The following is an 18,624-nucleotide window of genomic DNA, read 5'->3' as shown; positions in this document are numbered from 1 at the left end:
TCCTTCATTCCATTTTCTCCCTAGACTTGGGCGTGACTCATCGATGCGCGGTTAGCGCCCAACGGCCAATTGTTTTTACTCGGAACACCCCTTGCGAGTATCCGCCGCGATCAAGTCCCCACGCGGCGAATATCGACTGTGCCAAGGTCGTTCAGCAATGCGGCGGCATTTTGACTCGATGTTGTTGCTCCTGCGGACGCGCAAGAATACAGTTTCGTGGAAATTTCGCCGCTAACGACAAAAAGCATCAAAGGCTTAGGGAAAACTTCAGGAAAATCATGGCCCGCATCAACTACAGCGACCCGTCCAAGGCATCCGACCGCACCCGCGAGATCCTCGACAAGAACCGCAATGCCAACATCTTCCGGATGATGTCGCATTCGCCGAGCTATTTCGAGCAGTACTGCCGGCTCGGCGGCGCCATCCGCCACAAGGGCGAGCTCGATCCGATCGTGCGCGAACTCGCGATCACCCGCACCGGCATTTTGTGCGAGGCGCCGTATGAGATCGTCGCGCACAAGCGCATCGGCAAGAATGTCGGCGTCACCGACGAGCAGAACGAGGCGCTCGAGAACTGGCAGGCCGCGAACTGTTTCAATGAAGTGCAGCGCGCCGCGCTCGCCTTCACCGACGAGATCGTCAAGCTGAACAAGCCGACGGATGCGACCTTCAAGGCGATCTCATCGAAGCTGACGCCGGCCGCACTGGTTGAACTGCAGCTCTCGGTCGGATTCTACATCATGACGTCAAAGTTTCTGGAGACCTTCGAGATCGACCTTCAGCCGGTCACCGAAGTGGTCGGCTGATCGAGCAATTGCTGTGAGGGATGCTCATGACGATCGATGAATATGCCGCCTGGGCTGCAACGATTGCGAAAGTCGATGAGCGTCCGTCGAACGAACGGCTGTCCTATCTCGGGCTCGGCCTCGCCGGCGAGTCCGGCGAAGTCGCCGACCATATCAAGAAGCTGCTCCGCGATGACTGGCTCGACCAGGCGGGCCTCGTCGAAGAGCTCGGCGATGTCATCTATTACTGGGCCTGCCTCTGCGTGGCGACCGGCCAGCAGCCATCGGAGCTGCTCAAGACCAGTGCCGCCAAGATCAAGCGGCGGATCAGCGAGGCGGCGAGCCGCTAGGCCGCTCAGGTGGAGGTCAAGATATCCACTTTGGCGTTGGCGACGATCAGGCGCTCGGCCAGAAGCTGCGCAAGATTGCGCATGATGCGTTCGCTGGCGTGCGGGTGCTGCTTGCGGAAGCGCTCGAACGCTTTCAGAGGCGCCTCGAACGCGGTCGCAGCCATATCCGCGAACACGTCCGCGGAGCGGGTGGTCTCGATCAGGGCCATCTCGCCGAACGCCATGCCGGCGGTGAGTGTTGCGAGCCGCACTCCGTCGGGCAGGGTGACATGCACCGCGCCGCTGCGCAGGAAGAACAGGGAATCGGCTGCGGCGCCAGTGGTGAGGATTTTCGCGCCAGACTGATAGATCCGGATCGTGCAGATTGAGGCGAGGTCGGTCAGCTCTTCCGCGCTGAGGCCTGCGAGCAGAGGCTGCTCGGAAAGCTCGGTGGTCTCGTGAAAATCGATCGAGCCGCCATAGCGGTAGACGATCTGGTCTTCGGCCCATTCGATCGCGGTGTCGAGCACATAGAAGTCGCGGACGTTCTTCAGCTCCGCGGTCCACTCCCGCAGGCTGTCCCATTCTTTGGAGGCGCGCCTGACGCCTGACAGGACGACGGTCACATTCAGCGCCGCCAGCTCCTCGAACGCTTCAGCCACCAGCCGCGCCCCGGCGCGTGTGGTGGAGGTGACGCGGTGGAGATCGAAAATCACGAATTGCGGCCGCGGCCGGCCCGCAAGCCGGCGTGAGACATAGTCGACCGCCGACAGCGACAGCGTGCCGACCAGCTCGATGATCCGCACCTCCTGCTCGAGGGCTGCGAGAATATCGCGCTCCTGCGGGCGGCGCACGCGCCGCGACGGGCTCTTGCCGATGTCGTAATCGGCGATGACGGCGTTGCGTGCGTCGTCGCTGCGGTTGAGCATATGCAGATCGTAATGCGAGGACAGCGCCTCGCAGACCTTGATGCCGCGCACGCTGTTGCCGTGCTTGTCGAGCCTTGGCGAATAGCTGCCGAGCCCGAGGCGGGCGGGGAGTGCGGCGAGAATTCCGCCGCCGACGCCACTCTTGGCGGGGATGCCGATCCGGTAGATCCATTCGCCGGCATAGTCGTACATGCCCGACGACGTCATCACCGACAGCGTGCGCGAGATCGCGTAAGGCGTCAGCACCTGCTCGCCGGTAACCGGGTTGACGCCACGGTTGGCGAGCGTTGCCGCCATCACAGCGATGTCGCGCGCGGTGACCAGCACCGCGCATTGCCGGAAATAGACGTCGAGTACGGCCGCGACATTGTCCGAGATCACCGCATTGGTCTTGAGGAGATAGCCGATGGCACGGTTGCGGTCGCCGGTCTGGCTTTCGGAAGCGTAGACGGCCTCGTCGACGGCGAGATCGCGGCCGGCAAAACGACTAAGCGCGAGGCGAATTTGCTCGAAGGCATCCGGACCCTTGCTGTCGTGGATCAGCCCGGTGCAGGCGATCGCGCCGGCATTGACCATCGGGTTGAATGGATGATTCTCCGAGTTGAGCCGGATCGAGTTGAAAGGATCGCCGGAGGGCTCGACGCCGATTGCGCTCTCCACCCTGTTTGCGCCGAGCAGGTCCAGCGCCAGCGCGAACACGAACGGCTTTGACATCGACTGGATGGTGAAGGGCGCCCTGGAGTCGCCGACCTCGTAGACATGACCGTCCAGGGTCGCGAGGCTGATGCCGAAACAGGCAGGATCGGCCTTGCCGAGCTCGGGAATGTAGTCGGCGACCGCGCCCGAGGTCTCTGCCGAGAATTCGTTGAGGCAATTGTCCAGAAACCGCAGCAAAGGCGGCTTCGAGCGCGTCCAGGCGGTAGCGAGAGGCGAAAGCGGTTTCATTGCCTCTCTTTGTGCAACGCAATCAGGGCACGCGCAACCCGTCCGGCACCACGGTCTGCCGCCGGACCAGCAGCAGGGCGAGCAAAATCGTGGGGATCAGGATGGCGAGGCCGAGCAGCGTCACCTGCATCTGCGACAGCGGCATGATGCCGCCGCCGGGGGTGGCCACCACGAAACCGCCGATCACCAGCAGCACGCGGATGGGCCACTCCAGCGCACCGGCGCCGCGGAGATCGCCGACGAAGGGCTGGTAGCCCTGGATGCCGCCGCAGATGAACAGCGTGCCGAACGCCGCGAGCGCCATCAAGCCGAGACCGGCCAGATAGGGGCTCGGCCCCTGCAGCACCAGCGCGGGATTGAGCACGAAGAAGAACGGGATGAAATAGATGATGCTGCCGACCCACATCGATTCCCAGCCCGTCTTCATCGCCGGCGAGCCGGCAATACCTGCCGCTGCGAATGATGCAATCGCGACCGGCGGGGTGATCGACGACAGCATGCCCCAGTAGAAAATGAACATGTGCACGGCCATTTTGTTCAGCCCGAGCTTCTCCAGCGCGGGTGCGACCAGGATGGCGAGGAAGATGTAGCAGGCCGTCGTGGTCAGGCCGAGCCCGAGAATCAGGCTAGTCAGGGCGCACATGCCGAGCAGCAGGAACGGATTGTCGCCGGCGATATGCAGCAGGTCGTTGGCGAGGCTCGACACCACGCCGGTCATCGAGAAGGCGCCGATCAGCAGGCCGCACCCGGCGAGGATGCCGACAAGCTCGACGAAGGTGCGGCCGTTGACCTCGAGGAATTTGCCGATGGTCGCGACAGTCCAGCGCGTGTCCTTCGAGAACAGCTGGTTGAGCACAAGAAGCAATGCGGTGGCGTAGAATGGCGCATGGCTCTCGCGCTTGAAGTAGAGCAGCATCACGATCAGGAGGGCGATGACGAAGACGTAGTACCAGCCATCCTTGATTGTATCCATGACCCGCGGCAGCTCCGCGCGCGGAATGCCCTTCAGCCCGTGTCGTGCGGCGTAGGAATCGACCTGCATGAACAGGCCGATATAATAGAGCGCGGCGGGAATGATGGCCGCGATCGCGACATCGGCGTAGCTGACATTGAGGAACTGCGCGATTACGAAGGCGGTCGCGCCCATCACCGGCGGCGCCAGCACCGCGCCGGTCGAGGCACAAGCCTCGATCGCGCCCGCATAGGAGGCGCGAAAGCCGCTCTTCTTCATCACCGGAATGGTCATGGTGCCGGCGGTCAGCACGTTGGAGATGATCGAGCCTGACATCATGCCGAGCAGGCCGCTGGCGAAGATGCACACCTTGGCCGCGCCGCCGCGGAACGTGCCACACAGCGCGAAGGCGAGATTGATGAAGAACTTTCCGGCGCCGGTCATCATCAACGCGGTGCCGAACACCAGGAAGCCGATCACGGTGTCGGCAAACGCCTGGATGGGAATGCCGAGCAGGCTCTCGCCCGACAGCACGTGATAGGCGGTCGCCTGCTCCAGCGTCGACTGCGTGCCGCGGAACGGCCCGAGCCAGCTGGATTCCGCGAACAGCGGATAGACGGTGAAGGGAAGCACGCTCAGTAGCAGGCTCCAGCCGCCGGTGCGGCGCAGCGCCTCCATCAACATCACCCACATCACGAGACCGGCTGCGATCACGCTGTTCGGCGCGCCGCCGAATTCCCAGCCGGCCTCGGCGGCCTTGCGGACGTTCGACATCAACAGCAGCGCGGCGGCAAAGGTCACGACGAAGCAGAGAAGGTCATACCAGGGAATGCGGTCGAGCGGCGCGCGCGGGGTCCCCGGGAAGATCAGGAACGTGAACGGCAGCATCAGGGCGATCAGGAGGTAGAAGTATTCCGTGTTGAGCTGGGTGTAGCCGACGAAGAAGCGCAGCGAGAATTGCTGGTTGATGCAGAGCAGGATGGTCGCGGCGGTCGCGAGGACGAGCAGCCAGCGCCACGCGCCACGCAAGCTTCGCACGCGCGTAACTTCCGCTTCCTGCATGTTGGCGGCGGCGCCATGCGGATCGTCGAACACGATCCGCTTGGCCTCGTCCTGGGAGGGGGTGGAGACTGAAGCAGACGACATGATCGACCCCGGGCGTGGACAATTAACGCTGTGAACTAATCCTCGAACCCGTTCGGCATGTCGGCCTTCGCAAGCGCCGCGGCACGCGCCTTCATCCAGGCGTCGAGGAACGCCTTATCATCCGCAGGCGGATTGGATTTTCCGTAGTCGGTCCACGCGGCGCCAAGCACCTCTTGCCGCTTGATCAGTCCGTTGTTGTGCGCCTCCTGTGCGTCGTTCCATTGCCCGGCCTCCTTCAAAGCCTTCACCGCGCCGGGATGCACCGGCACCACCCAGTTCTTGGTCTGGCGATCGGCCGCAAGCCCGCCGGCGCCGGGCGCGGAGTCCTTGTAGGAATCGTAGTTCACGATCATCGCCTTGGTGATCGCATAGACCTGCTCGGGGGCTTGCGAGGCGTAGGCGACGAAGATCGGATAGGGATAGTTGCCGAGCTCGATCGGCTTGTCCGGCGAGATACCGGCGCCGCAGGTCGCTGTCTGCGGGAAGAAGAACGAGCCGACCTTCTGCATCCGTGCCCAACCTTCCTTGTCCTTGGCGGGCAGCGGCGGCCAGACCAGCCCGCGCGGCGAAGTCTCGGCTTCCTTGGCGGGACCGGTGATGGTGGTGCCGAAGGCCGCATCGGTGTCGTTGTTGATCAAGCCCTTCCACATCGCGCCGTAGCTTGCGAACTCGACGATCTTGACGTCCTTCTGCGTCAGGCCGGCGAAGGCGAGCACCGCGAGCGAGTTCTGGTTCAGTGCCGGCGAGCCGACGACGAAGCCGACGCGCTTTCCCTTGAGGTCCTTCAGCTCCTTCACCCCTGTATCCGCGGCCACGCCGAGCGAACCGCAATTGCAATCAACGCTCGAGAGCAGGATCTGGAGCGGCTGCGGGCCCCATTCCCTGGAGCCGAACTCGAACACGCCCTCCTGCGCGAAATATGTCCCCGATCCCATCGCCGCGGAGACCGCGCGCTTGGCGCGCAGCGGCGCCAGACGCGCGACATCGTTGCCTGCGGGGAGCACGCGCACGTCGGTCGAGTATTTGTCCTTCATCATCTTGCCGACGCCGACCGCGATGTTGAAGCCGGCGGTACCGGTGTCATAGGCGGTGAACGTCAATGTTGCCGGCAGCTTGATGTCGTCGGCGAATGCATAGCGTGTAGACACAAAAGAAAGGCCTGCCACCACGGCAGGCGCGAGCATGATCAGCCCACGACGCATGTTTCCCTCCAATGATCCTCGCGTTTGCCGCGACGATTTCTTTCTTTGTTTGAAACAGGTTTTGTTTGAGAGATCATGTCATCGCGGTCAGGCAATGGCAACGCCGTACCGCGAACGCAGCAATGAGGCTGACAGAATGTCGCGGAAAACGACGGAGAATGCAGTCAGCTTGCGACGATTGCGATCGCCTGTCCTTCGGTAACGACGTCGTCGAGCTTCACCAGAAGCGATGTGATCTCGCCGCTCACAGGCGAAAGCACCGGTATCTCCATCTTCATCGCTTCGACCACCACAATCTCATCGCCATCTGCAACGGTTCCTCCAACTTGCACGGGAGTTGCGCAGACGCGTCCGGCGATCTCCGTGACGATCTTAATTTCTGGCATGCCATCGCCTTTTTGTTGTGGTCGCAAAATGCCTGAGGTAGTTTCTTCTGCAAGCGGAATTTAATTCCGCACAGCGGAACAAGCGGTAGGGATCATGGGACGACGTTCGGAGCGGTTGAGTAGACAAGGTGCGCTCGCTGGCGAAGCCGGTGAGGGTGATGTCATCCAGGTGGTGTCGCGCGCGTTCGACGTGTTGCGATGCTTCGAGGGCCACGAGGCCAGGCTTGGCAATCTGGAAATTTCAAATCGCTGCGGCCTGCCGCGCTCGACCGTGTCGCGGCTCACGCACACGCTGACGCGGATGGGGCAGCTGGTCTATCTGCCGCGCGATCAGAAATATCGCATCGGGCCAAGCGCGGTGGCGATGAGCGCCTCGATGATGAAGGGCGCGCAGCTGCGCAGCATGATTCGCCAGCGGCTCCAGGAAGTCGCTGAGCAACTGCCGGGCACCGTCGGCTTCGTGGTCCCCGATCGCTTCCATCTGGTCTATCTTCAGTTCGCGCGTTCGGCCTCGGCACTCGGGCTGCACGAGGGCACCGGCAGCCGCATCTCGATGGCCTCGACCGCTGCAGGCGCAGCCTACATTGCGGCATTGGCGCCCGAGGTCGGCGATGCCTTCATCGCGGACATGGAGCGGGAAGCTCCCGAGGCTGCGAAAATCCTGCGGCCCCGCATCGAGGCCAACCGGCAGTCGCTGCATGAGCGCGGCTATGTCGTGGCCTGCGGCCTGTGGAGCCCGCATATCAACGGGCTCGCGGTGCCGATCTGGTCGCCGCAATACCAGACCTTCGTCGTCATCACGATCGGTCTTCTGTCGGCGATGTACGACGAAGAGCGCCTGCATGCCGAGGTCGCGCCGCTGATGCTCGCGCTCGGCCGTTCGCTCGGCAGCCTGATGGAGGGCGCGGAAGGCGACGTCTTCAACGCCCGCATCCCGCGTAAACCGGTCGCCATCGCCGTGCACAACAATAACAAGCCGATCAATTCGGAGGGAGTGAATGAACTGGAAGCCGGAACTCGACGAGCTCGCCCGGCGCGAAGCCTTCGCGCGGGAGATGGGCGGCGTTGACAAGGTCAAGCGTCAGCATGACCAGGGCCGACTGACTGTTCGGGAGCGTATCGACAGACTGACCGACAAGGGCAGCTTTCACGAGATCGGCGCCGTCTCCGGCGTCGGTGAATACGATTCCAGCGGCGAGTTGCAGAAATTGACGCCGGCGAACTGCGTGTTCGGCCGCGCGCGCATCGAAGGCCGCACCGTCGTCGTGGTCGGCGACGATTTCACCGTGCGCGGCGGCTCGGCGGACGCGTCCATCTCCGCAAAACCGCTGATGGCGGAGGAGATGGCGCATGATCTCCGCCTGCCCATCGTCCGCATCATCGAAGGCTCCGGCGGCGGCGGCTCGGTCAAGACTATCGAGACCAAGGGCGCGGCGAACTTGCCGGGCGGCATCGGCGGCACACGCTGGTATCGCTTCACCACCGAGAATTTGTCGCGCGTGCCCGTGGTCGCGCTCGGCCTCGGCTCGGTCGCAGGGCTCGGTGCCGCGCGTCTTGCCGCCAGCCACTATTCCATCATGACCCGGAAGTCCGCGATGTTCGTCGCAGGTCCGCCGGTGGTGAAGGCGCTGGGGCAGGACCTCTCGAAGGAAGAGCTCGGCGGCGCCGACATCCAGACCCGCGCCGGCGCGGTCGATCATGCCGTCGACACCGAGGAGGAGGCGTTTGCCTGCGCCCGGCGATTCCTGTCCTATCTGCCGTCGTCGGTCTACGAGCTACCACCGACCTTGCCCTGCACCGACAATCCGGAGCGCACAGAAGAGGCGCTGATGAGCGCGGTGCCACGCAACCGCAAGCAGGTCTACAAGATACGGCCGATCGTCGAGCAGGTCGTGGACAAGGGCTCGTTCTTCGAGGTCGCCAAAAATTTCGGCAAGCCGATCATTGTCGGCCTCGCGCGGCTCGAGGGCAGGGCGGTGATGGTGCTCGCCAGCGACAGCTTTCACTATGGCGGCTCCTGGACGGCGGATGCCTGCCAGAAGGTGGTGCGCTGGGTCGACTTCGCCGAGACCTTCCATTTGCCGATCGTCTATCTCATGGACTGCCCCGGCTTCATGATCGGCCTCGATGCGGAGAAGGCGGGCACCATCCGCCATGGCGTTCGCGCTATGGCCGCGGTCAACCAGGCCACGGTGCCCTGGTGCACGGTGATCCTGCGCAACGCCTTCGGCGTCGCCGGCGTGGTGCATCAGCCCGCCGACCGCTTCTCGATCCGCTACGCCTGGCCGTCGGCTTATTGGGGCTCGCTCCCGCTCGAAGGCGGCATCGAAGCCGCCTACCGCGCGGACATCGACGCGGCCGAGGACAAGGCGGAGAAACTGAAAGAGATCGAGGACCGCCTCAACAAGCTGCGCTCGCCATTCCGTTCCGCCGAAAAATTCTGGGTGGAGGAGATCATCGATCCCAGGAAGACGCGGTCGCTGCTGTGCGAGTTCGCGCGGCTGTCGGAGCCATTGCGGAAGCCAGGGCCGCCGGAGAGTTTTTCGATCAGGCCGTAGCCTCAGCCGTCACTGCGAGCTGCTGATGCCGATCTCAGCCTAATTGCAGTTCGGCAAAATTGATCTATCGCAACACGTAGCGTTCGATTGTCTGCAAGCGTCTCGTTTGAAACGAGGGAGAGACGTCATGACAAATGCGGGTAACGCGCTGCTTTGGACAGCCATATTTTTCTGCCTGTCGTTCGCTTCGATTTTTGTAGTCTGGTTTGCCGAGAGGTTGCGCGCGGGCTTCGTAAGGAAGCCGTAAAGCCTCCTCGGTTCGCTCCCTCGTCACCTGCTGACCGGACGGCAGATGCCTGCCGCCGGGCGGTGCCCTCGGCGTCGACGGCGTTGTGCTCGCGCTTTGCCGCGGCAGCGATGACGTGACCTCAAAACAATAACGCGCTACGCTTCCCGGGCAAGAACAAGAGGAAGCGCCAATCGTGTACGACTTCATTATCGTGGGCGGCGGCTCGGCGGGGTCCGTGCTGGCCCACCGGCTCTCCGCGAGGAGCGCCAACAAGGTCCTGCTCTGCGAGGCTGGACAGGACACACCGCCCGGAGACGAGCCGGCCGAGATCAAGGACAGCTATCCGGGGACGGCCTATTTCGATCCGCGCTTCCACTGGACCGAGCTCAAGGTCACGACCCAGATCGTCAGTCACAACAACCCGGACGAAGGGCGCCCGCCCCTGCGCAAATACGAGCAGGCTCGCGTGCTTGGCGGCGGCTCCTCGATCAACGGCCAGATGGCCAACCGCGGCGCGCCGACCGATTACGACGAATGGGAAGCGCGCGGCGCCGCGGGGTGGAGCTGGAATGATGTGCTGCCCTTCTTCAAGAAGGTCGAGCGCGACCTCGATTTCGACGGTCCCTACCACGGCAAGGACGGCCGCATCCCGGTCCGCCGAATCCCCAGGGAGCACTGGACGCGGCATTCGCAGGCGTTCGCGCAAGCCTTCCAGCAGGCCGGACATCAGTTCCTGCCCGACCAGAATGGCGAGTTCGTCGACGGGTTTTTCCCGGTGACGCACTCGAACCAGGCCGAGCAACGCGTCTCGGCTGCCATGGGCTATCTCGATCGAGACACGCGCAAGCGCGCCAACCTCACGATCTCCACCAACACGCAAGTCAGGGAGTTGCTGTTCGAGGGCACGCATTGCGTCGGCGTGAAGGCGGTGGTCGACGGGCGGGAGCAGGAATTCCGCGCCGGCGAGATCATTCTCTCCAGCGGCGCCATCCATTCGCCGGCGCATCTGTTGCGCGCCGGCATCGGCCCGGTCGGTCACCTCAGGGATATGGGCATTCCCGTGTTGATGGGGCTGCAGGGCGTCGGCCAGCGCCTGATGGATCATCCCTCGATCTCGCTATCGTCCTTTGTCCGCCGCGGCGCGCGGATGAACGAGCACACCAGGCGCCACATGCAGCTTGGCCTGCGTTACTCGTCCGGGCTCGAAGGCGTACCGAAAGGCGACATGTTCGTCGTCCTGCTCAGCAAATCGGCCTGGCACGCCGTCGGTGAGCAGATCGGATCGCTGCTGACGTTCGTCAACAAGACCTATTCCGAGACCGGACAGGTCAAACTTGCCTCGCGCGACACGGCAGTCGAGCCGATCGTCGAATTCAACCTGTTGTCCGACCGGCGCGACCTTGATCGCCTGATGAGCGGTTTCCGCAAGATGGCGGCCGTGCAGATGAGCGACGTCGTCAGGGCCGTGACGGACAAGCCGTTCCCGGCCTCCTATACCGACCGCGTGCGCAAGATCGGCGTGGTCAACACCAAAAACAGGATTCTCACCAAGATCGCCGCGGCCCTGATGGACGGGCCGGCGGCGCTGCGCCACTACATGATCGACAATTTCGTGGTCGAGGGCTTCACCTTCGACGACGTCATCAACGATGACGAGGCGCTGGAAGCCTTCGTGCGCAAGGCCACGATCGGCGTGTGGCACGCCTCCTGCTCGTGCCGCATGGGCCGGACCGATGATCCGATGGCGGTGGTCGATCCAGAGGGGCGCGTCAAAGGCGTGCAGGGCCTGCGCGTCGTCGATGCCTCCATCTTCCCGGTGGTGCCGTGCGCCAACACCAATTTTCCAGTCCTGATGTCGGCGGAGAAGATCTCGGCCGCGATGATGCAGTGAGCTGGCGCGGCTTTCGGGGCGCGAACTGGCTTGTCGACGCTGACCGGCTGGGACCGCCAGTCAGACCGCAAAAGCTAAAATAGGGGGCGAGAACGGTTCCGCGGCAGACGGTCTGGCGGACATGCATCTGAAGGCGGAACTTGGAACCCGGCTTGGGCGTTCTTTGCCAAATTTCGCCTTACGGCCGGGGCCGGACCGCTGACCGCGCGTCCATCTCGGGGCCGGAGCGCACTTTTGGCGATGGAGCTTCACGGGGGTTCAATGATCAATTCATCGAGCCGGGCGCAAACCAGCGACCCCGGAGAGTTGCCCAGGATTTCGACCGGCAGTGATGGCCTCGACGATATCCTCTACGGCGGGCTCGATCCCAATCGCATGTACCTCTACGAGGGTCGGCCCGGCTCGGGCAAGACCACGATGGCGCTTCAATTCCTTCTCGAGGGCGCCCGCTCCGGTGAACGCGTGCTCTATATCTCCTTGTCGGAAACCAAGCGTGAGCTGACGCTGGTTGCACAGCGGCACGGCTGGTCGTTGCAAGGAGTCGACATCTTCGAACTGGTGCCGCCTGAGACGACGCTCGATCCGGAGCGCGAGCTCACCGTCTTCCACCCCGCCGAGATGGAGCTGAGCGAAACCACGGGCCTGATATTCAAGGAGGTCGAACGGATCAATCCCGCGCGCGTGGTGCTGGACAGCCTGTCCGAGCTCCGCCTCCTTGCGCAGAACCCGCTGCGGTACCGGCGCCAGGTTCTGGCCCTGAAGCACTTTTTCACCAACCGCAACTGCACGGTCATCCTCCTCGACGATCTCTCGTCCTCCCAGGACGATCTGCAACTCCATTCGATCGCGCATGGCGTCGTGATGCTCGAACAGCTCGCCATTGATTATGGGGCAGAGCGCCGGCGGCTTCGCGTGATCAAGATGCGCGGCATTCGATTTCGCGGCGGTTTCCACGATTTCACGATCGAAGCGGGAGGGGTGCGGATATTCCCCCGTCTGGTGGCGGCGGAACATCACACCTCGTTTATCGGTGAGTTGACGCCCAGCGGCAATGCACACCTCGACCAGCTACTGGGAGGAGGGCTCGAGCGCGGCACCAGTGCGCTGCTCTTGGGCGCCGCCGGTGTCGGCAAGTCGTCTCTCGCGCTGACCTATGCGATCGCGGCGGCAGATCGCGGTGAGCATGCGGTGTTCTTTGCCTTCGATGAAGGTCGCGGTACAGTGGAGGCCCGGGCTCGAACGCTGGGCCTGCCGCTTGAAAGCCATCTGCAATCGGGACTCATCCGATTTAAACAGATCGATCCCGCCGAAATGTCCCCCGGCGAATTCGCCGCCAATGTGCGCAACAGCGTCGAAAAGGACAACGCCCGAATTGTTGTCATCGACAGTCTGAACGGCTACCTCAACGCAATGCCGGATGAGCGATTTCTCATCCTCCAGATGCACGAGCTCTTGAGCTATCTCGGGCAGAAAGGCGTGCTGACCGTCCTTATCCTCGCTCAGCATGGGCTGGTCGGCCCGATGGAAACGGCCCTCGATATCAGTTATTTGAGCGATGCCGTGCTCATGCTGCGCTATTTCGAGGTCGGCGGAACGGTGCGGCGCGCCCTCTCGGTCGTGAAGAAGCGCAGCGGCAATCATGAAAATTCCATCCGCGAGTTTCGTCTTGGCAGTGCCGGCATTACGGTCGGTCCTCCGCTGACCGGATTCAGCGGCATCTTTTCCGGGAATCCGCGTTACTCGGGCACGGAGATACCGGAGGGGCTGTCGGAATGAGCGCCGACCGCGATCATTGCGTCCTCGTGTTTGCTCCGATTGGCCGCGATGGACCGGCATCGGTCGAGCTTCTCCGCAGTTCGAATCTCGTGGCAATCAATTGTCGAGGTCTGCCTGAACTGGTCAACGAGATGTCGGCTGGCGTGGGCGCGGTGCTTCTCGCCGAGGAGGGCTTGTTCGGAAAGGATACCCAGCCGCTGGCACATTGGATCGAGCGGCAGCCGCCCTGGTCCGACCTGCCCTTTGTCATTCTTACCAGCCACCGGGAGCAGCCGGCGGTGGTTGCCTGGCGCCGCAGCATCGTCGAGACACTCCGCAACGTTTCGCTGCTCGAGCGCCCGGTTCAGCCGATCACGCTGACGAGCGCAATTCAATCCGCAATGCGGGCCCGCCGGCGGCAATATGAAATTCGGACCTTGCTGCAGGCGCGCGAGCGGACGGCCCAGGAGCTCGAGAAGCTCGTGGTCGAGCGCACCCGTGCCCTCGAGGAGGCCAACAAGCATCTGCGGGCCGAAATGGAAGAGCGCGCCCGCGTCGAGGAGACCCTTCGTCAGGCCCAGAAGATCGAGGCCATTGGGCAATTGACCGGCGGAGTAGCTCACGATTTCAATAATCTGCTGATGGTGATCTCCGGTGGATTGGACATGCTCGACCGACAGACCGATCCTGATCGGCGGCGTCGGCTGTTGGAAGGAATGGTTCAGGCGGCGCAGCGTGGTGCGGGCCTGACCAGGCAGCTTCTGGCTTTTTCACGGCGGCAGAAGCTCCGGCCCGAGGCCGTCGACATCCCCGCGCAGATCGGCGGCATGCGCGAATTGCTCGATCGGAGCCTGAGAGGCGACGTTCACGTCGAGTTCGATTTTCCGGAGGGGCTTTGGCCGGTTGAGGTCGATCCGGGAGAGCTCGAACTGGTCATTCTCAATCTGGCGGTCAACGCCCGCGATGCGATGCCGAACGGCGGTACGATCGTTGTCCGTGGCGAGAACCTGGCCGGCCTGAACGAGAACGAGATCGCGGGCGATTACGTTCGCCTATCCGTGGTCGACAGGGGTGTTGGAATGAGCCCCGAGATCCTGGCGCGGGTCTTCGAACCGTTCTTCACGACCAAGGATGTCGGGAAAGGCTCGGGCCTGGGGCTTGCTCAGGTCCACGGATTTGCCACGCAATCACGCGGGATGGTTCGAATAAAATCGATCGTCGACGAGGGCACCAGCATCGAGCTCTATTTGCCGCGATCCAGGAATATCCCTTCGGGTGAACGGCACCTCATCGACCTGAACAGGGCGCGGCCCAAGAAGGCCAATCAGGGGCGAATCCTCCTCGTCGAAGACGACGACGAGGTCGCCGCGCTCGTCAGCGAGATGCTTGCGCAGCTCGGTTACCAGGTCACGCGGGCGGCCAGCGCTGCGGCGGCTCTCGGTGCCCTAGCGGACGGCCGCTCCGTCGATCTGGTGTTTTCCGATATCATGATGCCGGGCGGCATGAACGGTGTCGAACTCGCGCGCGAGATCAGAAGGCGAAGCGACATTCCGGTCCTGCTGACGAGCGGATACGCCGAAGCCGCGGTTCACGACGCCGAGCAGGCCGGGATCCGGATCCTATCGAAGCCTTACCACATCGACGAGCTCGCCGCAGCGCTCGGCGCTGCAAAATCGGACTTTGCGATAGCCACAGGAGCGGGTTTGGCGACGACTCGGGGTTGACCAAGCGCGCAACAATCACCGGCCGGGTTTATGGCTCGAGGGGTACCCTGCGCAATTGTGCGCTCGGGCCGGTCGACGCCCATCGGTGAGCGGCGCGTGCACATGCGATCGCGTTTCGGTTGCGACGACACGCGTTCGTTCTCTGCGAGTTATCTATCTCCGCCGCTACGTCTGGGCTATGAGGACTGCAGAAATCGGCCTGCAAATGAAGCCACTTTTGGCCGTTCTTTTAGCCGATTTCAGCCAAACTGTTATTGGTTTCTCATTGCCGGGGCAGGGATCTTCAATTTGGAGCCCTGCAATGTTCAAGGCGGTTCTTTCTGCGTGTCTCTTGGTTGCCCTCAGCTCCGTCGCTTCCGAAGCACGGACTTATCGCATTCATCAAGTACCTGAATGCAACGTCACGATGCCCTGCGACTTCTCATATGCGCAACCGCGCCGTGAGCGGGCTTCCCGGTCCCCACTGAATCCCAGGTCCTCGCTACAAGCCTATCGCGCGACGCAATTGACAGTGACCGACGCGGGCGGCGCCCCGACGACGAGCATCTCCAGCGCCCGCATCGTCGGCAGTCGTCCGGCAGGGTGTCCTTCCTCCTTCTGCGGCTGCGGCGCGGCTCTGCGCGTGTTCGGCCGTATCGTGCCGGAATTGAATCTTGCGGCCAATTGGCTGCGCTTCCCGCGGACATCACCCGCACCGGGAATGGTCGCAGCGCGACGTGGACATGTATTCGTCCTCGAGCAGCATTTGGAAGGGGACATCTGGATGGCGTACGATGCCAACTCGGGCGGACACGCGACGCGAATGCATGCGCGTTCATTGCGTGGCTATACGATCGTCAACCCGCGCGGGGGGTCCCTCGCCTGAGCGGCCAGCCGACATAATTGCGACACATGAACATCCGCAAGGCGTCTGTTGACGGTTACGGCAGGTTCGCCTTGCTGATTTTCGATCTGCGACGGCTGGTCGCGCTTTACCTTCAGGTACGTCTTCCGCAATCGAGCGGCACCCCGAACCCGGACGACCCGCCTCGTGTCGGGCGGATCGGTGACGCCGCATTTTACGGCGTCACCGGCACCATCAGATACTAAGCCATCGCCGCTTGCGGCTTCGGCTTCGGTTGTCGCGACAGCGTCAGCACGATCAGCGAGGCGAACACGCAGAGCGCGCCGGCGATGAAGAAGGCGGGCAGGTAGCTCTGATAGACCGTCCGCGAGAGACCGGCGCCGAAGGCAGCGGTGCCCGCGCCGAGCTGGTGGCCTGCAAAGATCCAGCCGAACACCAGATTGGCGCGCTCAGGTCCGAATTTCTGCGCGGTCAGGCGCACCGTGGGCGGCACAGTTGCAATCCAGTCGAGCCCGTAGAACATCGCGAAGATCGAGAGCCCATAGAACGAGAAATCGCTGAAGGGGAGGAAGATCAGCGAGAGCCCGCGCAGGCCGTAATACCAGAACAGCAAATAGCGGTTGTCGTAGCGGTCCGAAAGCCATCCCGACATGATGGTGCCGAAGAAGTCGAAGATGCCCATTGCAGCCAGCAAGCCCGCGGCCTGCACCTGCGGGATGCCGAAATCGAGGCACATCGGAATCAGATGCACCTGCACGAGGCCGTTTGTGGATGCGCCGCAGACGAAGAACGTCGCAAACAGGACCCAGAACGCGCCGCTCTTCGAGGCCTCGCGCAGCGTGCCGAGTGCGACGCCGGTGATCGAGCCATGGCTGACGGGCGGCGCTGGCAGGGGTGTGGTGCCTTCGTCGCCGAACGGGCGCAGGCCCAAATCGCTCGGACGGTCGCGCATCGCGAGCAGGACCGCGAGGGCGGAAACACCAAGTGCGATGCAGACGAAGCCGAGCGCAAGCCGCCAGCCGAAGCGTTCGGTGAGGCTTGCCAGCAGCGGCAGGAACACGAGCTGACCGGTGGCGACGCTCGCGGTCATGATGCCGACGACGAGGCCGCGCCGCGCCGCGAACCAGCGCGTCGCGATGGTAGCGCCCAGCACCAGCGCGGTCATGCCGGTGCCGATCCCGATCACGACGCCCCACAGCGCGACGAGCTGCCAGACCTCCGTCATGCCGAGCGAGAGCACCAGCGCCGAGACCACGATGAGCTGCGCGGTCAGCGTGACATTTCGCAGGCCGTAGCGGTTGAGCAGGGCCGCCGCGAACGGCGCCATCAGCCCGAACAGGATGAAGCGAATCGACAACGCCGACGAGATCTCCGCCGTGCTCCAGCCGAATTCCTTCTGAAGCGGAACAATGAAAACGCCGGGCGCGCCGACCGTGCCGGCGCTGATCAGCGCGGTGAGGAAGGTCACGCCGACCATCACCCAGCCGTAGTGGATATTGCGGCGGCCGAGTGTTGCCGCGAGCCAGTTCGAGATCATTGGGCCTCAATCTTGATGGGCAGGCGAGAGCCTGCGCAAGTTTTCAGAATGGCACGGGACGCGTCTGTCGGAAATGACGGAGTTCCCTCATTTCCGGACGTTCTCGTCAGTGCGTCAGGCGCTCTACCGCGATCGCAGTAGCTTCGCCGCCGCCGATGCAGAGCGCGGCGACGCCACGCTTGAGGTTTCGCGCCTCGAGCGCATGCAGCAGCGTCACGATCAGCCGTGCGCCGGTGGCGCCGATGGGATGGCCGAGCGCGCAGGCGCCGCCGTTGATGTTGAGCTTGTCGCGGGGAATGCCGAGATCGCGCTGGGCCGCCATCGCCACCACGGCGAAGGCTTCGTTGATCTCGAACAGATCGACATCGCCGGCATTCCAGCCGACTTTGTCCAAGAGCTTGCGGATCGCCGGGATCGGGGCCGTAGTGAACCATTGCGGCTCCTGGCTGTGGGTGGTGTGGCCTTTGATCACGGCGAGAGCCGGCAGGCCGCTGCGATCGGCGAGCGAGCGCTTCGTCAGAACCAGCGCAGCGGCGCCGTCGGCGTTGGCGGAGGAGGCCGCCGGCGTGATGGTGCCGTTGGCGCGGAACGCCGGCTTCAGCCCGGGGATCTTTGCGGGATCGACCTTGAGCGGATGTTCGTCATTGGCGACGATGCGGGGGCCGGCCTTCTCACTCAGCGTGATCGGCGCGATCTCGGCCTTGAACGCACCGCCCTCGACCGCCTTGCGTGCGCGGCTGAGCGTTTCCATCGCAAAGGCGTCCTGGTCCTTGCGGGTGAACTGATAGGCTTCTGCGGTGGCCTCGCCGAAATCGCCCATGGAGCGGCCGGTCTCGTAGGCGTCTTCGAGGCCGTCCATCATCATATGGTCGATGATGCGATCATGGCCGGCGCGATAGCCGCCACGCGCCTTGGCGAGCAGATACGGCGCGTTGCTCATGCTTTCCATGCCGCCGGAGACGACGATCTCGGCCGAGCCGGCGCAAATGATGTCGTGCGCCAGCATGGTCGCTTTCATGCCGGAGCCGCAGACCTTGTTGACAGTAGTCGCGCCGGTGGGATCGGGTAGGCCGGCGGCCCGCGCCGCCTGGCGCGCGGGGGCCTGGCCCTGGCCGGCGGGAAGGACGCAGCCCATGAAAACCTCGTCGATTTTCTCCGGCGCAAGCTTGGCACGCTCCAGTGCCACGCCGATCACGTGCGATCCGAGCTTGTGCGCGGCCAGCGGCGAAAGCTCGCCCATGAAGCGGCCGAGCGGTGTCCGGACGGCGGAGACGATGACGACGGGATCGGCGGCTTCGGCCATGGGTGAGACTCCGTGAGATGCCAACTATGTAAGATTACGGTCATCATATGATGCGGCGCAAAAAATGCAACTGCGCGGGGCATGAGAAATTGTCGTAGGTCGGATGAGA

General features: G+C 63.5%; 15 protein-coding genes. 9 read left to right on the top strand and 6 right to left on the bottom strand.

Features of this window, described 5'->3' with window-relative positions:
• The first annotated feature begins 278 nt into the window (after positions 1-278).
• The gene (locus tag IVB54_RS22980) at positions 279-806 is read left to right on the top strand and encodes a carboxymuconolactone decarboxylase family protein (protein ID WP_085352807.1); all 528 of its coding nucleotides are present in this window, start codon (positions 279-281) and stop codon (positions 804-806) included.
• A gap of 26 nt (positions 807-832) precedes the next feature.
• Entirely contained in the window at positions 833-1,135 is a 303-nt protein-coding gene (locus IVB54_RS22975; RefSeq protein ID WP_026233761.1) for a nucleoside triphosphate pyrophosphohydrolase family protein, read from the top strand.
• A 5-nt stretch (positions 1,136-1,140) separates the two neighbouring features.
• Here IVB54_RS22975 and glsA read toward each other — a convergent pair whose 3' ends face one another.
• The 4 genes from glsA to IVB54_RS22955 all read right to left on the bottom strand — a co-directional run bounded on the left by glsA (position 1,141) and on the right by IVB54_RS22955 (position 6,674).
• A complete protein-coding gene (gene glsA, locus IVB54_RS22970; protein ID WP_247338096.1) occupies positions 1,141-2,988 on the bottom strand; it encodes a glutaminase A in 1,848 nt (615 codons plus the stop codon).
• Between the two features lie 22 nt (positions 2,989-3,010).
• Positions 3,011-5,086, bottom strand: coding sequence for a TRAP transporter permease (locus IVB54_RS22965; RefSeq protein WP_018459233.1), 2,076 nt, complete (start codon positions 5,084-5,086; stop codon positions 3,011-3,013).
• Between the two features lie 35 nt (positions 5,087-5,121).
• Complete coding sequence (locus tag IVB54_RS22960; RefSeq protein ID WP_018459232.1) at positions 5,122-6,288, bottom strand: TAXI family TRAP transporter solute-binding subunit; 1,167 nt, start codon at positions 6,286-6,288, stop codon at positions 5,122-5,124.
• Between the two features lie 164 nt (positions 6,289-6,452).
• Positions 6,453-6,674, bottom strand: coding sequence for an acetyl-CoA carboxylase biotin carboxyl carrier protein subunit (locus tag IVB54_RS22955; protein ID WP_018459231.1), 222 nt, complete (start codon positions 6,672-6,674; stop codon positions 6,453-6,455).
• A 94-nt stretch (positions 6,675-6,768) separates the two neighbouring features.
• Between IVB54_RS22955 and IVB54_RS22950 the strand changes: the two genes are divergently transcribed.
• The 7 genes from IVB54_RS22950 to IVB54_RS22920 all read left to right on the top strand — a co-directional run bounded on the left by IVB54_RS22950 (position 6,769) and on the right by IVB54_RS22920 (position 15,920).
• Positions 6,769-7,743 (top strand): helix-turn-helix domain-containing protein, encoded by a 975-nt coding sequence (locus IVB54_RS22950; RefSeq protein ID WP_247776456.1) that lies wholly within the window; start codon positions 6,769-6,771, stop codon positions 7,741-7,743.
• Positions 7,673-9,232: a carboxyl transferase domain-containing protein gene (locus tag IVB54_RS22945; protein WP_018459229.1), complete on the top strand. Its 1,560-nt coding sequence runs from the start codon at positions 7,673-7,675 to the stop codon at positions 9,230-9,232. Before IVB54_RS22950 ends, IVB54_RS22945 begins: the two co-directional genes overlap by 71 nt.
• Before the next feature lie 422 nt (positions 9,233-9,654).
• On the top strand, positions 9,655-11,352 hold the full coding sequence (locus tag IVB54_RS22940) for a GMC oxidoreductase (protein WP_018459228.1): 1,698 nt from the start codon (positions 9,655-9,657) through the stop codon (positions 11,350-11,352).
• Between the two features lie 261 nt (positions 11,353-11,613).
• The gene (locus tag IVB54_RS22935; RefSeq protein WP_018459227.1) at positions 11,614-13,128 is read left to right on the top strand and encodes an ATPase domain-containing protein; all 1,515 of its coding nucleotides are present in this window, start codon (positions 11,614-11,616) and stop codon (positions 13,126-13,128) included.
• Positions 13,125-14,831: a response regulator gene (locus IVB54_RS22930; RefSeq protein WP_247776455.1), complete on the top strand. Its 1,707-nt coding sequence runs from the start codon at positions 13,125-13,127 to the stop codon at positions 14,829-14,831. The genes IVB54_RS22935 and IVB54_RS22930 overlap by 4 nt, the downstream gene beginning before the upstream one ends.
• A gap of 178 nt (positions 14,832-15,009) precedes the next feature.
• On the top strand, positions 15,010-15,696 hold the full coding sequence (locus tag IVB54_RS22925) for a hypothetical protein (RefSeq protein ID WP_245288529.1): 687 nt from the start codon (positions 15,010-15,012) through the stop codon (positions 15,694-15,696).
• Between the two features lie 26 nt (positions 15,697-15,722).
• Positions 15,723-15,920, top strand: a complete 198-nt coding sequence (locus IVB54_RS22920) for a hypothetical protein (RefSeq protein ID WP_018459224.1) — start codon at positions 15,723-15,725, stop codon at positions 15,918-15,920.
• Here the strand turns inward: IVB54_RS22920 and IVB54_RS22915 are convergent.
• Together IVB54_RS22915 and IVB54_RS22910 are read right to left on the bottom strand one after the other, a co-directional pair.
• Positions 15,917-17,212 (bottom strand): MFS transporter, encoded by a 1,296-nt coding sequence (locus tag IVB54_RS22915; RefSeq protein WP_018459223.1) that lies wholly within the window; start codon positions 17,210-17,212, stop codon positions 15,917-15,919. The genes IVB54_RS22920 and IVB54_RS22915 overlap by 4 nt on opposite strands.
• 106 nt (positions 17,213-17,318) lie before the next feature.
• A complete protein-coding gene (locus tag IVB54_RS22910) occupies positions 17,319-18,515 on the bottom strand; it encodes an acetyl-CoA C-acyltransferase (protein ID WP_247776454.1) in 1,197 nt (398 codons plus the stop codon).
• Positions 18,516-18,624: the final 109 nt, after the last annotated feature.

Source organism: Bradyrhizobium sp. CW1, assembly GCF_023100665.1.
Taxonomy (GTDB): domain Bacteria; phylum Pseudomonadota; class Alphaproteobacteria; order Rhizobiales; family Xanthobacteraceae; genus Bradyrhizobium; species Bradyrhizobium canariense_D.
Note: the sequence above shows the minus strand (reverse complement) of the source record. Positions and strands in the feature narration are given on the sequence as shown.